Consider the following 15030-nt stretch of genomic DNA (forward strand, 5'->3'; position numbering starts at 1 on the left):
CCGGCATGGGTAAAAAATCATCAAAACAGGCCGATTGGCCCGAATGACAGGCTTAACGGCCCGATCAGTCCTTGTGGTTATACGCAGCCCCAATAGAATACCGCCTTCTCATTAGTAGTATGAGTAAGTGGTATGTCTCTAATGCGCTATCGAGCGGACTTCCCTGCAGTCATTCTGGTGCTGGCTGTGATGCTGGCCCAACTCTCGATCTTTTTTCTGGTCGACAGCCACTGGATGGCGCTTGGATTGGCTGCTTTATTGCTGACCGTACAGGTCTCCAGCGGTGCCATCTGCCATAACCACCACCACGTGAATACCTTCCGGGTACGCTGGCTAAACCGCCTGTTCGAAAGCGTCATGTACCTGCAGACTGGAACCAGTCCATTCAGCTGGACGCTGCACCACAATATCGGCCACCACCGCCATTATCTGGATCAGGACAAGGATCCGGCGTCCTGGAAGGAGCCCGATGGTCGGCTAATGAACCGGATCAAGTTTGATGTGGTCAATGCAGCGCGTATTTATCCCGAGATCATTCGCATTGGCCGCAGTCACCCGACGCTGTATCGCCGCTTCAAGATGATGTTTGTACTCGCCAACCTGCCACTTCTGGTATTTGCGCTGATTGATCCGCTGCGCACCCTGATTGTGTTTATCGGCCCAATGGTGCTGTTACTACTGGTTTTGCTGGATAACACCTATGGCCAGCATGCTGGCACGGAAACAGATAATCATTATGTTGCTTCTCGCAATGTGGAGCTGCCACTGTACAACCTGACTTCCTGGAATCTCGGCTATCACACCGCCCACCACCTGCTGCCCGGTCTGCACTGGAGCAAACTGCCGGAACTACACCAGCAAATCAGGGGTCGTATTCCGGAAGAATTGATCGTAAATACCATGCTGCTGCAATGGGAACCGGGCCGACAGCGGCGCCAGCAGGAAAGCTCCTGACCAATATGAAACCTCTCCGTCTCCTGTTATTGCTTGCCCTATGCCCGGTGTTGGCCAACGCCGCAGAGTGCCATTATTTCTGGACCACGGACTGCTTCGAGATTCGCGACCCCCGTACCCGGGACATCACCCACCATGTGCTGCTGTCCGAGCAACGCTTCAGCTTCGAGGCCGGCGATCCGGCGCAATGCCCGGCAGAGCTGGATGAGCACCTGACTATCGACCAACGGGGAAAAGTGCTGCGAGCCTTCAACAAACGTCTGAAGAAGCTGCCCGGATGTCGGCAACTGGAGACTCTGACGCCTGAAGTATTTGCTGATGAAGGTGAAGCATCGGAGGAATGGCAGCGCCTCGCCACGGAGCGCAACTTCAAGAGCCTGCACCTGATCCGCCGGCTGCCGGATTAACCATACTTCCGGGCCAGCTGACAGGCGCCGGGGCTGTGCTATGATTCCGCCATTGCTGTTTCAGGATCATCATAATGACAACAAAAATACGCTCCCTGTCCGCCGCCCTGATCTCCACCACGGCGTTGCTGTTAACCGGCTGCCAAGGCATGCAAGGCGCCCGTGAGGGTGATCTGTACCACGCCCCGGCAGCGGCTTACTCCATCGACTTGAGCATGAATACCTTCCGTGGACACGTCACCATGGACGAGCGCTGTGATCCTTATGGCGGCTCGACCACCATGTGGGATGCCAGCGGCCGCATGTTCCGTATTGACTATCTGCGCGCAGAGGGCAACCCGAACCTGCGCATTCCCCGCTTCGCCGCCGATCAGACCCTGCTCAATCTGGTTCTGAATGGCTACCTGCGTAGCGTGGTGGCCGACTCACCAATGATCAAGTCGGCTGAAGTGGTATACCGCGAGCAAATTCAGGATAGCGACCCGCGGGCCATCATGTCGGTGGTCAGTCTGGATGTGGACAGTAGCAAAGTCGCTGACAGCCCGGAGGTATCAGGCCTCTACTATTATGGCTTCCTGCTGTTCAAGAAAGGCGAGCTGATCTATGTGGTCCAGCACCGCCAACCGGCACTGATGCCTGATACCATGAAATCAGTGCTGCTTCGCATCGCTGACGCCATGGAAATGCCCGGCAAGGAGCGGGATGAAACCGAACTTGAACGGACACGGCGCATGCTTGCACGGATTGCTCCCGGTGGCAGCAAGGCGCCTGCACGGCTTTGCTCTCTGCCCACGGTAGCCAACCAATGAGTCTTGCCAATGAAACATGTGAGGCCTGCCGCGCCGATGCGCCGCAGGCCAACGAGCAGCAAATCGCTCTGTGGCATGGCGACATTCCTGAATGGAAGCTGGTCGAGGAAGACAGCGTGGTAAAACTGCAACGACAGTTCTCTTTCACTGATTTTGCTGCAGCCATGGCATTTACCGAGCAAGTTGCAGAGCTGGCGGAGTCGCTTGGCCATCACCCCGCACTGCTAACCGAGTGGGGCAAGGTAACTGTCACTTGGTGGACCCATAAAATCGGTGGCCTGCACCGTAACGACTTTATCTGCGCAGCCCGCACGGACCTGCTGACTCAGCCCTGAGTCATAGCGCGCCGGAGCCAAAGCCGTACCGGAGCCTTCATGGCAGATAAGCACAATCACACAACTCTCTGGCGCCGCAGCGCATGGCTGGCATTGGCGGTGGTGCTGCTCACCCTGCCGGTGCTGAACCACTGGTATCAGGGCACCCAGAGCGACATGAAACGGCAGTCGGGCCAGCAGGATGAGCCACCAATCTGGCCTCTGCCAGAAGACGAAACCGAGGCCCGCAAGGCCCGTCTGGTCAATCTTCTGTTGCCAGCCATCCAGAACAACAACCGCAAGCTACTTGAAAAGCGTGCAAGGCTAATGGAGTTGCATAAGAAAATTCAGGATAACCAGCCGCTGAGTCGGGACGATAAGGTCTGGTTAGAGGAGTTGTCACGACGCTATCGCCTTGACCTCCCGGAACAACCGAGCAGCGACTGGAGCAGGGTTCTACTGCGCCGCATTGATATTGTCCCGGCAGACCTGGCTCTCGCCCAGGGAGCGCTGGAATCGGCTTGGGGAACGTCTCGCTTTGCCGTGGAGGGCAATAACTACTTCGGCCACTGGTGCTTTGTGCCAGGCTGCGGACTGGTGCCCCAGCAGCGCCTGGCAAATGCACGTCATGAAGTAGCCCGATTCTCATCCCCCGCAGAAAGCGTGCGGCGCTATATGCACAATCTGAACAGCCACCCTCGCTATACCGAGCTACGTCTGCTCCGCGAGGAAGCCCGCCGGCAGGAGCAGTCCTTTAGCGGCAGTGATCTGGCAGCCGGACTGGAAGGTTATTCAGAGCTGGGCGAGGAATATATCGGCATGGTGCGCGGCCTGATACGCCAGAACCAGTTCGAGCGTTTTAGCGACTACTGATTACTCCACGTACCATTGCTCCCCAACGCGGCGCATCCACACCCAGGAGTACCAATGGAATCGCCCATCGGTGCCAGCCGCAGTGCAGTTATAGCGGCTGCGCCCCTCAGGAATATCCGCCTGACTGCGCACGGTCACCTCACTGACGCCATCACTGAAGCGAACCACCGGGGCCACCCGCCTTGCTCCAGCAAAGCACTGAATATTACGCCGGCGCCAATCGCCGTTAAGCAGCAGTGTCAGAGTCGGACGTCCCTCTCGGGTAACCCCATCTGCGGGCAGAGCTGTACGCACCGGAAATGGCAGGGCCAACACCTTGTCACGCAACATGCTCCAGTCTGAATGCAGGCCGTTGACCGGAATGCGCGGAATATTCTGCCAGTCCACATGCTCATCCAGCGCACCGCTTTGCTGACCAAAGGCAAGGTAGCCCATGCTCTTCACCAGGGCCCTCAATGGCGCACTCTGCTCGCCGTAGGGCCACGCCAGCCACGGTAGTGGAGGCTCGCCAAGCCACTGTCCAAGCTGCTGATGCGCCGTTTCTATGTCCCGCTGAATGCGCTCCAGCCACTGCTGCTCCGTTTCGCTCTCCAGCTGCCGCACCATGTGGGGATGTGAGTGCGAGTGACCGAGCAACAGGTGGCCGCGCTGATGAGCATCGACAATCATCGCCCGACTCATTGCTCGCCCGGTTTCGCCAACCCCGCCAGTATTGATAAACACCGAGCCCTTCCAGCCACGGGCCTCCAACTCAGGCAAGCCGACCTCATAAATACTGCGGTAGGCGTCATCAAAGGTGATGGCTGCAAGTTTCTGGCGCGGGTCAACGCCGTTTCTGACACGCTCAATAAGCTCATCCAGTCGCACCACTTCGAAACCTTCAGCAGCCAGACGGTCAAGGTTGTCCACGAATTGCTCCGGGCTGACCGAGGTGGCTGGCGGGGTGCTGGCATCGATATGGTGATACATCAGAACCACCGCAGCAGAGGCACTCTGTGACCAGAGAAGCCCCAGCATGACGGTTTTCACCAAGCCTCTGACCATTTCGGATAACTCCATAGGATTTTGCCGATGGTAGCATCCTCCTCACTGAAACAATGGCAGGCCACCGGAGAGCATCATGTCCTTTACCGCCGAACAACTTGAAACCATTCGTCAGGCATCTGAAAACACCTTCCCGTTTGTCAGCCGCTGCGGCGTGAAAGTTCTGGAACTGGAGCGCGGCTATTGCAAAATGCTGATGCCCTACGACCTCAACATCAACCACATAGGCACCATGTACGCCGGCGCACTGTTCACTCTGGCAGAGCTACCTGGAGGGGTTGTTTATACGACCAGCTTTAATACCCGAAAATACTATCCGATCGTCAAGGATATGAGCATTCGCTTCCGGCGCCCGGCGAAGACGGACATCACCGTAGAAGTGCGAATCAGCGAAGAGGAAATTGCACGCATCGAGGCTGAAACGGAAGCCAACGGCAAGTGCGAATATGTCTGGGATATGGAACTGAAGGATACCAGCGGCGAAGTCGTGGCCCTGACCCACAACGTCTATCAGTTACGCAAGATCGGCATGTAACGACCAGCAGCTGAAACAAAAAAGGGCGCCACTAAGGCGCCCTTTTTTGTTTCAGCGAACTTTAACGCCTGCTGAACTCATGCACCGCCTCAATAAACACTCGTGCATGCTCAGGATCAACCTCCGGGGTAATGCCATGGCCAAGGTTAAACACATGGCCCGGTTGATCACCAAAATCCGTCAAAATACGCTTCACTTCTGCACGAATGGTATCCGGCGACGCGTAAAGCACTGCCGGATCCATATTGCCCTGCAGGGCAACCTTGTCACCCACGCGACGGCGCGCATCGCCGATATTGATAGTCCAGTCCAGGCCCAAAGCATCGCAGCCTGTAGCAGCCATGGACTCAAGCCAAAGCCCGCCATTCTTGGTAAACAGGATCACCGGCACCGGCCGGCCATCATGATCACGAATCAAGCCATCAACAATTTGCTTCATATAACGCAGGGAAAACTCCTGATAGGCAGCAGCCGACAGAGCCCCACCCCAGGTATCAAAAATCTGTACTGCCTGAGCGCCATTGCGAATCTGTCCATTCAGATACGCGATAACTGTCTGTGCCAGCTTGTCGAGCAGCTGATGTGCCACTTCCGGCTGGTCGTAGATCATCGCCTTCAGATGGCGAAAGTCCTTGGACGAGCCGCCTTCTACCATGTAGGTGGCGAGAGTCCATGGACTACCGGAAAAACCGATTAACGGTACCCGGCCATTCAACTCTCGGCGAATAGTACTGACCGCCTTCATCACATAGCCAAGATCGCTTTCCACATCGGGAATCGGCAGAGCCGCCACATCCGCAGCAGTGCGCACGATTTTTTTGAAACGCGGGCCTTCGCCAGTTTCAAAATACAGCCCCAATCCCATGGCATCCGGAATGGTGAGGATGTCAGAGAATAGAATGGCAGCATCCAGCGGATACCGTTCCAGCGGCTGCAGAGTCACTTCACAGGCCAGATCAGGATTGGTGCACAGATCCATAAAGCTGCCCGCTTTCTGCCGTGAGGCACGATACTCCGGCAAATAGCGGCCCGCCTGGCGCATCATCCAGACCGGAGTAATGTCGACGGGCTGGCGCTTTAGCGCACGCAGAAAGCGGTCATTCTTCAGTGGTGCAAAAGTCATTACACGTCCAGATAGTCAAGAATGCCCTTGGCCGCTTCCCGGCCCTCCCAGATCGCCGTCACGACGAGATCCGAGCCGCGAACCATGTCGCCACCGGCAAAGATTTTCTGATTGGATGTCTGGAAGGCAAATTTCTGCTTTTCCGCGGCAACCACACGACCCGACTCATCCATGGCAATTTCCTTGTCCGTGAACCAGTCCGCCGGGCTGGGACGGAAACCAAAGGCAATCAACACAGCGTCCGCCGGCAGGATTTGCTCACTACCCGGGATAGGCTCAGGGCGGCGACGTCCATTGGCATCTGCGTCACCAAGACGGGTTTCCACCACCTTGATGCCAGTAACCTTGCCCGCCTCACCAACAATTTCAATGGGCTGCCGGTTGAACAGAAACTGCACGCCCTCCTCGCGGGCATTCGCAACTTCGCGACGGGAGCCTGGCATGTTTTCTTCGTCACGGCGGTACGCACAGATGACACTGGACGCGCCCTGTCGAATCGAGGTGCGGTTACAGTCCATAGCTGTATCACCACCACCCAGCACCACCACCCGCTTACCCTTAAGGTCAATAAAGTCCGCCGGACTCTTCTCAAAACCCAGGTTGCGATTGACGTTAGAAATCAGGAATGGAAGCGCATCGTACACCCCGGCCAAATCTTCGCCAGGGAAGCCGCCCTTCATGTACGTGTAAGTGCCCATACCCATAAACACGGCATCATATTCTTCGAGCAGCTGGTCAATACTGATATCCCGGCCAATTTCCATATTCAAACGGAATTCGACGCCCATACCTTCCAGAATTTCCCGGCGCTTTTCCATTACCGGTTTTTCCAGCTTGAACTCAGGAATACCAAAGGTCAGCAGCCCACCAATTTCCGGGTAACGATCGAATACCACCGGCTTAACGCCATTACGCACCAACAGGTCTGCACAGCCAATGCCCGCCGGACCAGCACCAATGACCGCCACCTTCTTGCCGGTTGGTACCACCTTGGACATATCCGGACGCCAACCCATGGCAATAGCGGTATCCGTAATATACTTCTCAGCAGAACCAATAGTTACCGCACCGAAGCCATCATTCAGCGTGCAAGCGCCCTCACAAAGTCGATCCTGTGGGCACACCCGACCACACACCTCCGGCAGAGCATTAGTCTGATGACACAGCTCCACCGCTTCCATCAGGTTGCCTTCGGAAATCAGTTTGAGCCAGTTCGGGATGTAATTATGAACCGGGCACTTCCACTCGCAATAAGGGTTACCACAGGCCAGACAGCGGTGAGCCTGATGCTCCACCTCACGGGTTTCGAACGGGTAATAGATTTCTTCATAACCGCCACGGCGTAGCTCGGCCTCCTTTTTCTTGGGATCCTTGCGCGGCACGTCCAGAAACTGGAAATCGTTGCTCAGTCTTTCAACCATCGCTATCTACCTCATCAGGCCGGGTTGGCGCGGGTGCTTTTCAGCAGGTTGGTCAGGCTTGCCGCCTTCGGCTTTACCAGCCAGAACTTGCGACTCATGGCATCAAAGTTATCAAGAATATGGGCGCCCCACTCGCTGCCGGTTTCCTGTACATACTCACGGATTACCCGTAGCAGGTGACTGCGGTGTGCCTCTGTATCCTCTGTGCTAATGCGGCGCAGCTCAATCAACTCCGGATTGATTAACTCGAAAAATACGCCCTTCTCGTCCAGCACATAGGCAAAACCACCTGTCATACCAGCGCCAAAGTTATGCCCGGTCGCGCCCAACACTGTGACACAACCACCAGTCATATATTCACAACAATGATCACCGGCACCTTCAATCACTGCATGGGCACCAGAGTTGCGCACCGCAAAACGTTCACCGGCAGTACCGGCAGCGAACAGCTTGCCTCCGGTGGCACCATACAAACAGGTATTGCCAATAATGGCGCTATCCTGACTGGCATAGCTACTGCCCTTCGGCGGAGCAATTACAATCTTGCCGCCGGCCATGCCTTTACCGACATAATCATTGGCATCGCCCTCGAGATGCAGGTGCAGGCCACCGGCGTTGAAAACACCGAAACTCTGCCCGGCAGTACCGGTTAGGCGAATGCGGAGCGGAGTTTTTTCCATATCGGTATTGCCGTAACGCTTGGCAATTTCACCAGACACGCGCGCACCAATGGAGCGATTGCAGTTAGTGATGCCATAGTGGAACGAGCCACCGGTGCGGTTTTCAATCGCCGGCAACATATCCGCGACCATCTGTTCCGCTAGCTCACCATTGTCAAACGGCGCATTACGCGTAATTTCACAGAACTGGGGCTTGTCTGCCGACACATTGTCGTTACGCAGAATTGGCAATAGATTCAGTTTGCCCTGTCGCTTGGTCAGGCCTTCGCTAACCGCCAGTAGATCGACACGCCCGATCAACTCGGCAAGCGAGCGCACTCCCAGATCCGCCAGCAAATGACGCACTTCTTCAGCAACAAAGCGGAAGTAGTTCATCAGCATTTCCGGCGCACCGATAAAGTGCTCCTTACGCAGATCATCACGCTGCGTAGCAACGCCGGTTGCACAGTTGTTCAGGTGACAGATGCGTAGGTATTTACAGCCCAACACCACCATCGGCACGGTGCCGAAGCCAAATGACTCAGCACCGAGGATTGCAGCCTTGACCACATCCAGGCCAGTCTTCAGGCCGCCATCTGTCTGCAACCTGACCTTGCCGCGCAGATCATTCATGCGCAATGCCTGATGCGCCTCTGACAGACCCAGCTCCCAGGGTGAACCGGCATAACGGATCGAGGTCAGCGGGCTAGCGGCAGTACCGCCGTCATAACCGGAAATAGTAATCAGGTCAGCATAAGCCTTGGCGACACCCGCGGCGATGGTACCGACGCCGGGCTCGGACACCAACTTCACCGATACCAGGGCATCCGGGTTAACCTGCTTGAGGTCAAAAATCAGCTGCGCCAGATCCTCAATAGAGTAGATGTCGTGATGCGGCGGCGGCGAAATCAGGGTGACACCCGGAACGGAATAGCGCAGACGGGCAATCAGATCATTGACCTTGCCACCCGGCAGCTGACCGCCTTCTCCAGGTTTGGCGCCCTGGGCAACCTTGATCTGCAGCACCTCAGCGTTAACCAGATAATGCGGGGTAACACCAAATCGCCCTGACGCCACCTGCTTGATCTTTGACACACGCTCAGTACCAAAACGAGCCGGGTCTTCGCCGCCTTCACCAGAGTTAGAACGACCACCAAGGCGGTTCATCGCGGTAGCAATCGCTTCATGGGCCTCCGGCGAAAGAGCGCCCAATGACATGCCAGCGGAATCAAAGCGCGGCAGAATGGCCTCAATCGGCTCCACCTCTTCCAGTGGCAATGCTTTGACATCTGATTTCAGGCGAAACAGGTCACGCAGGGTTGCAACACCGCGATCGTTTACCAGATTGGCAAAATCCAGATAGTCACGGTAATCGCCGGTATTCACAGCTTTATGGATGGCATGGACCACGTCCGGATTGAAAGCGTGGTATTCCTTGCCATAAATAAACTTCAGGGCACCACCTGCATCAATCGGCTTACGTGCCTTCCATGCGTCTTCACGCAGAATGCGCTGATCTTCCTCAAAGTCACTGAAATCAGCACCGGCAATACGGCTGGCACAGCCGTGGAAGCAGATATCCACCACCTCATCAGCAATACCGATGATTTCAAACAGCTGAGCACCACGATAGGAAGCAATGGTGGAAATGCCCATCTTGGAAATGATCTTCAGCAGCCCCTTGTTGATGCCCTTGCGGAAATTCTTCTGCAGTTCAATGGCATCACCAATTAGCTCGCCGGAACGTACCATATCAGCGATTACGTCATATGCCAGATACGGGTACACCGCAGTGGCACCAAAGCCGAACAGGGTAGCGAAGTGGTGTGGATCGCGTACCGTAGCGGTCTCGACAATAATGTTGGCGCTACAGCGCAGGCCAGTCTTGGTAAGGTGGTGGTGCACAGCGCCGGTTGCCATCAGGGCATGGACCGTCAATTTATCCTGAGCGATACCAAAGTCGGACAGCACCATAAATACCTTGCCAGCACGCACTGCAGCTTCCGCCTGCTCACAGATATTCAGCACTGCCTGCTTGAGGCCAATGGACGGATCGTAATGCAGGGAAATACGCTCGCTACCGTAGCCCGGGCGATCAATACGCAGCAAGTTAACGAACTTGGAATGCGACAGAATAGGCGTAGACAGAATAGCGCGGTCGGCATGATCGGCCGTCTCTTCGAATATATTGCGCTCGGCACCAACGCACGTTTCCAGCGACATGACGATCGCTTCACGCAGCGGATCGATAGGTGGGTTAGTTACCTGAGCGAACTGCTGACGGAAAAACTCATACAGCGGACGCTGACGCTGAGACAATACTGCCATCGGCGTGTCATCACCCATGGAGCCAACCGCTTCCTGCCCGGACTCTGCCAGCGGGCGCAGCACCTGATCGCGCTCTTCAAAGGTAACCTGAAAAAGCTTCTGATAGGTCAGTAGCTGCTCGGCGCTGACTTCATCAATACGCTCGACTTCGGTGTCATAGTCTGCCTCGATGCGCAGCGCATTTTCTTTCAGCCACTTGCGGTATGGGTGACGAACCTTCAGGCGATTATCAATATCAGAATGCTTGAGTAGCTCACCGGTTTCAGTGTCCACAGCAAGAATCTGCCCCGGCCCAACACGGCCTTTGGCAATAACATCTTCCGGCTGATAGCTATGCACGCCAACTTCCGAGGAGACGGTGATAAATCCGTTCTTGGTGATCACCCAACGAGCCGGACGCAAACCATTGCGATCCAACAGACAGACCGCATAGCGCCCATCCGTGAGCACGATGCCAGCGGGCCCATCCCACGGCTCCATATGCATTGAGTTGTACTCGTAGAATGCACGCAAATCCGCATCCATTGACTCAACGTTCTGCCAGGCGGGAGGCACCATCATGCGCACCGCACGGAACATGTCCATGCCGCCATGCATCAGCACTTCGAGCATGTTATCCATGCTCGACGAGTCTGAACCGGTACGATTGACCAGAGGGCTCAGGCTATCCATATCCGGCAAAAGATCGCTGACAAATTTTGGAGTACGCGCCAAAGACCAGTTACGGTTACCTTCAATGGTGTTGATCTCGCCGTTGTGAGCGAGGTAACGGAACGGCTGGGCCAGAGGCCAGCGCGGCATAGTATTGGTGGAGAAACGCTGATGGAAAACCACGATGGCGGTCTGCATGGCTTGATCGCCGAGATCAGGATAGAAACGCGGCAGATCTACCGGCATCATCAGACCTTTATAGGAGATGACCGTGGCGGATAGCGAGCAAACGTAGAAGCAGCCGTCATTTTCAACCCGGTTTTCCGCACGGCGTCGAGCAAAGAACAGCTTACGGTTCAGATCAGAGTTACTCAGCTCGCCACCGCCAACCAACACCTGGGCAAAACCAGGCAAGGTGTTCAGGGCAATGGGGCCAAGACAGGAAGGATCCGTCGGCACTTCGCGCCAGCCGAGCACGTCCAGACCTTCGGCTCGCAGCTCTTCGTCCAGCACAGCCTTCTGAGCTGCTGCCTTTTCCCGGTCCGGATTAACGAACACCATACCGGTCGCATAGCTGGCCGGTAACTCAACATTCAGCTCCTGCGCCACCTTCCGAAAGAAGGAGTCAGGCTTCTGCAGCAACAGACCACAACCATCACCGGTTTTGCCATCAGCATTGATGCCACCACGGTGTGTCATACAGGTCAGCGCTTCAATCGCTGTTTGCAATAGCTGGTGACTTGGCTTGCCCTCCATTTGGGCAATCAGACCAAAGCCACAGTTATCGCGGAATTCTTCAGGCCCACAGAGCCCTTGCACCAGCGTTTGATTCTGCTGCATTAGCATCATTCCTCTATGAAATTCAGAGACTTACAGAAGGCGGCAAATAGCCACGCCGAAACCGACGGCGAAAAAGGAAGCACATTCTACACATTGGGCGGTGGGCCGACAAATGCGACCCACTGACAAGCCGCCGACAACTATTATCTGACGGCGATGATCTCACTGTGAATGGCGCGCATCTCGCGCGGGAAGGGCCCGAGCTGGCGAAACTCCGCTGCCAGCCTGTCACGTCCGGCCAGAGCCAGATCCCGTGACGCCCAGCTCCCCGCCAGCACCACAAATACCACTTTGCCGTTGCGCCGGGCACGGTAGTAAGCGGAACGCTCGCGCCCCAGACGATCAAGCATAGCTCTGGCAGCGTCCTCAGACGATGCGGCCGCCACCTGCAACATCCAGCGCTCTGCCTGCTGAGCCAACAGCCAGTCCTCATTACGATAGGCCAGCTCGGCCGCCATTCCAGTCAGAGCCGGGGTGCGGTTAACCGGCGGTGCAGGCGGCACAGGTGTTGGTTTCGGAGCCGGCTCTGACTCCTCAGCTGGCTCGGATCCGGGAGACTGCACCCTCGGCTCAGCAGGGGCTACCACGGGCGTGCTTGCCACTGGCTCCTGAACAGCAACAGGCGCAACAGGCGCACCCTCGGGCTCAACAGCCGGGGGCAGGCCTGGCGAAGGCCCTGCGCTGACCACCTCCGGCGGCGGCAGCGGCAGGCTTAGCTCGCGCACATCATGCCCGGGCGGTGCAGTCTCATTGTCGGGCCAGAACAGCAATACCAGCAACAGCAGCCCCGCCACGGCGGCAAGGTGCCGCCAGGGAATCATCAGCCCACCCAGCGAGGACTTTTCCTGCGTCGGCATATTGGAGCCCGCAGGCGGCGGCACTTCAATGGCTGCCTCTTCTGCGCTTTCCAGAACAAGCGACAACGGCACCCCCGCATCTAGCAGGGCTGACTCCGCATCAGGCTCACCACCAAATATGACACCAAGCCCTGACTCAGTTTGCGTCGCCAGAGCGCGCAATAACGCCCGCGCATCTGCCGCCAGACACTCCGCGTTATCCACCACCATCAGCAGCGGGTTGCCGGTTTGCCCACGAACCTTAAGGCCAACCATGACATGCTCACTATCAATCCCGAGCACATCGGCCAGCTCTGCCAGAAGACTATCTGCCGTGTGAAACTGCAACGCATCAAAGCGCAGCAGCTCAACACCAAAATCAATCAACTTCTCCACGGACAAACCAAGGCGCTCAGACACCGCTTCCGGGTCCGCACCTACCAGCAGCACCATCCTCCCAGCCATGGACTCAGAGGTCAGCTGGTCCACCAGCTCATCAGTCGTCAGCAGATCGTCCAAGCTATTCTCCTGCAGCGCAGTCTCGTTCCAGCATCCGCATCAATACCGCATCATCATAGTCGGCGGTAACCACCGCCTGACCAATAGCCCTCAGCAGCACTAGCCGCAAAGAGCCATCATGTACCTTCTTATCCAGCGCCATCAGCTCACGACATTGACTGGCAGTCATCCCAACAGGCGGCTTTACTGGCAGTCCCATGCGCGCCAGCAAGGCACTTAGCGCATCGACATCAGCCTGTGGCAACCAACCCAGATCAGCGGACAATTGAGCAGCCATGATCATGCCAGTGGCTACAGCCTCACCATGCAACCAGGCACTGTAGCCGGTAGCGGTTTCGATGGCATGACCAAAGGTATGACCGAGATTTAGCAACGCCCGGCTACCCTGTTCCGTTTCATCCTCGGCAACGACGTCAGCCTTGTTCTGACAGCTACGCAGTATGGCCTCAGACAGAACCGAGGGATCGCGACCTAACAGTGCGTCAATATTGGCCGTTAACCAGCGATAAAATTCGACATCACGAATCAAGCCGTACTTGATAACCTCCGCCAACCCGGCACTAAATTCACGGGCCGGGAGTGTCTCAAGTACATCCGTATCAATAATCACCGCTTTCGGCTGATGAAAGGCACCGATCATGTTCTTTCCACGGGGATGATTGACTGCGGTCTTGCCGCCCACGGAAGAGTCCACTTGAGCCAGCAGTGTGGTTGGCACCTGAATAAAATCCACCCCGCGTTGATAGCAAGCTGCAGCAAAACCAACCATATCACCAATAACCCCACCACCCAGCGCGATCAGTGTGGTGGTTCGGGCATGGCGCCCTTCCAATAACCGGTCAAATATCTTTTCCAGTACTGCCAGCGACTTATACTTCTCTCCGTCCGGCAACAACATGGAGTCCACCTGCAGGCCCTGAAGACCGGCCAGCACACGGTCCAGATAGAGTGGCGCAATGGCCTCATTGGTGACCACCAGAACCTGACGGGCCCGCACATGTTTGCGCAACAGGTCATGGTCCAGCAGACCTTTGCCGATATAGATAGGGTAGCTGCGCTCAGCCAGCGCAACATTGAGGGTATGCATGAAAACTCTCCGGCCAGAAGCGGCCATTATCCGGTTGCTTCGATACCGAGACAACCAAGGACCTGATCAGATACTTTACGCAGATTGCCAGAAGAAGTGGGCACAATATGATGGCAGGTCTGCCGATAGAGCGGATCACGCACCTCGAACAAACGACGCAGCACCGCCTCCGGGTCCGGCTGTTGCAGCAACGGGCGATTACGATCCTGCCGGGTTCTGGCCAGTTGCACCTCAACCGGCGTCCACAGATAGATCACCACCCCGCGTTCATGAAGATGGCGCCGATTTGCTTCGCACATCACCACGCCACCGCCAGTGGCCATGACCACTCCGGGCAGCAGGGTTAATTCGTCAATCACCTCCTCCTCGCGACGACGAAAGCCGGCCTCTCCCTCAACATCAAAAATCCAGGGAATGTCGGCCCCGGTACGATCTTCAATAACTTTGTCAGAGTCGTAAAAGGGCCGTTTAAGAATATGGGCAAGATGACGACCCAGGGTGCTCTTTCCAGCACCCATGGGCCCAATCAGGAAAATACTTGGTGTGTCTTCACTCATGCTTCCCGCATCACTTCCCGGCCACCGCATCCTTGATCAGGCGGGGAGTGATGAAGATCAGCAATTCCTGCTT

The 15030-nt window shown here is 56.3% G+C and carries 13 protein-coding genes; 6 read left to right on the forward strand and 7 right to left on the reverse strand.

The features are described 5' to 3' along the window. The first annotated feature begins 132 nt into the window (after positions 1-132). The 5 genes from J1C54_RS02840 (at position 133) to J1C54_RS02860 (ending at position 3357) form a co-directional block, all read left to right on the forward strand. Positions 133-954 carry a fatty acid desaturase gene (locus tag J1C54_RS02840; RefSeq protein ID WP_229144337.1) on the forward strand — a complete coding sequence of 274 codons (822 nt, stop codon included), beginning with the start codon at positions 133-135 and terminating at the stop codon, positions 952-954. A 5-nt stretch (positions 955-959) separates the two neighbouring features. Next, a complete protein-coding gene (locus J1C54_RS02845) occupies positions 960-1361 on the forward strand; it encodes a hypothetical protein (RefSeq protein ID WP_229144338.1) in 402 nt (133 codons plus the stop codon). Between the two features lie 74 nt (positions 1362-1435). Next, a complete protein-coding gene (locus tag J1C54_RS02850) occupies positions 1436-2170 on the forward strand; it encodes a hypothetical protein (protein WP_229144339.1) in 735 nt (244 codons plus the stop codon). Beyond that, a complete protein-coding gene (locus tag J1C54_RS02855; RefSeq protein ID WP_229144340.1) occupies positions 2167-2505 on the forward strand; it encodes a 4a-hydroxytetrahydrobiopterin dehydratase in 339 nt (112 codons plus the stop codon). The genes J1C54_RS02850 and J1C54_RS02855 overlap by 4 nt, the downstream gene beginning before the upstream one ends. 39 nt (positions 2506-2544) lie before the next feature. After that, positions 2545-3357, forward strand: a complete 813-nt coding sequence (locus J1C54_RS02860; protein WP_229144341.1) for a glucosaminidase domain-containing protein — start codon at positions 2545-2547, stop codon at positions 3355-3357. Here J1C54_RS02860 and J1C54_RS02865 read toward each other — a convergent pair whose 3' ends face one another. Then, positions 3358-4401, reverse strand: coding sequence for a polysaccharide deacetylase family protein (locus J1C54_RS02865; RefSeq protein ID WP_229144342.1), 1044 nt, complete (start codon positions 4399-4401; stop codon positions 3358-3360). It lies immediately after the preceding gene. Between the two features lie 76 nt (positions 4402-4477). Between J1C54_RS02865 and J1C54_RS02870 the strand changes: the two genes are divergently transcribed. Continuing rightward, positions 4478-4936, forward strand: a complete 459-nt coding sequence (locus J1C54_RS02870) for a YiiD C-terminal domain-containing protein (RefSeq protein WP_229144343.1) — start codon at positions 4478-4480, stop codon at positions 4934-4936. A 61-nt stretch (positions 4937-4997) separates the two neighbouring features. On the opposite strand, the gene hemE is transcribed toward J1C54_RS02870, so the two are convergent. The 6 genes from hemE to aroK all read right to left on the reverse strand — a co-directional run bounded on the left by hemE (position 4998) and on the right by aroK (position 14957). Beyond that, positions 4998-6059 (reverse strand): uroporphyrinogen decarboxylase, encoded by a 1062-nt coding sequence (hemE, locus tag J1C54_RS02875; RefSeq protein WP_229144344.1) that lies wholly within the window; start codon positions 6057-6059, stop codon positions 4998-5000. Next, on the reverse strand, positions 6059-7480 hold the full coding sequence (locus J1C54_RS02880) for an FAD-dependent oxidoreductase (RefSeq protein ID WP_229144345.1): 1422 nt from the start codon (positions 7478-7480) through the stop codon (positions 6059-6061). Before J1C54_RS02880 ends, hemE begins: the two co-directional genes overlap by 1 nt. Before the next feature lie 14 nt (positions 7481-7494). After that, positions 7495-11958, reverse strand: coding sequence for a glutamate synthase large subunit (gene gltB / locus J1C54_RS02885; protein ID WP_229144346.1), 4464 nt, complete (start codon positions 11956-11958; stop codon positions 7495-7497). 143 nt (positions 11959-12101) lie between these two features. After that, positions 12102-13313 (reverse strand): SPOR domain-containing protein, encoded by a 1212-nt coding sequence (locus tag J1C54_RS02890; RefSeq protein WP_229144347.1) that lies wholly within the window; start codon positions 13311-13313, stop codon positions 12102-12104. 1 nt (position 13314) lies between these two features. After that, complete coding sequence (aroB, locus tag J1C54_RS02895) at positions 13315-14400, reverse strand: 3-dehydroquinate synthase (RefSeq protein ID WP_229144348.1); 1086 nt, start codon at positions 14398-14400, stop codon at positions 13315-13317. A 26-nt stretch (positions 14401-14426) separates the two neighbouring features. Continuing rightward, positions 14427-14957: a shikimate kinase AroK gene (aroK, locus tag J1C54_RS02900; protein ID WP_229144349.1), complete on the reverse strand. Its 531-nt coding sequence runs from the start codon at positions 14955-14957 to the stop codon at positions 14427-14429. Between the last annotated feature and the right edge of the window lie 73 nt (positions 14958-15030).

The sequence above is a fragment of the Alcanivorax sp. 1008 genome (genome assembly GCF_020667895.1).
Classification (GTDB): domain Bacteria; phylum Pseudomonadota; class Gammaproteobacteria; order Pseudomonadales; family Alcanivoracaceae; genus PGZG01.

Excerpts from the sequence above, each read along its gene's own strand:
- J1C54_RS02855 (WP_229144340.1), top strand. The coding sequence starts at position 2,167 with ATGAGTCTTGCCAATGAAACATGTGAGGCCTGCCGCGCCGATGCGCCG.
- J1C54_RS02860 (WP_229144341.1), top strand. The coding sequence starts at position 2,545 with ATGGCAGATAAGCACAATCACACAACTCTCTGGCGCCGCAGCGCATGG.
- J1C54_RS02880 (WP_229144345.1), bottom strand. The coding sequence starts at position 7,480 with ATGGTTGAAAGACTGAGCAACGATTTCCAGTTTCTGGACGTGCCGCGC.
- J1C54_RS02850 (WP_229144339.1), top strand. The coding sequence starts at position 1,436 with ATGACAACAAAAATACGCTCCCTGTCCGCCGCCCTGATCTCCACCACG.
- hemE (WP_229144344.1), bottom strand. The coding sequence starts at position 6,059 with ATGACTTTTGCACCACTGAAGAATGACCGCTTTCTGCGTGCGCTAAAG.
- J1C54_RS02865 (WP_229144342.1), bottom strand. The coding sequence starts at position 4,401 with ATGGTCAGAGGCTTGGTGAAAACCGTCATGCTGGGGCTTCTCTGGTCA.
- aroK (WP_229144349.1), bottom strand. The coding sequence starts at position 14,957 with ATGAGTGAAGACACACCAAGTATTTTCCTGATTGGGCCCATGGGTGCT.
- J1C54_RS02845 (WP_229144338.1), top strand. The coding sequence starts at position 960 with ATGAAACCTCTCCGTCTCCTGTTATTGCTTGCCCTATGCCCGGTGTTG.
- gltB (WP_229144346.1), bottom strand. The coding sequence starts at position 11,958 with ATGCAGCAGAATCAAACGCTGGTGCAAGGGCTCTGTGGGCCTGAAGAA.
- J1C54_RS02870 (WP_229144343.1), top strand. The coding sequence starts at position 4,478 with ATGTCCTTTACCGCCGAACAACTTGAAACCATTCGTCAGGCATCTGAA.
- aroB (WP_229144348.1), bottom strand. The coding sequence starts at position 14,400 with ATGCATACCCTCAATGTTGCGCTGGCTGAGCGCAGCTACCCTATCTAT.
- J1C54_RS02840 (WP_229144337.1), top strand. The coding sequence starts at position 133 with ATGTCTCTAATGCGCTATCGAGCGGACTTCCCTGCAGTCATTCTGGTG.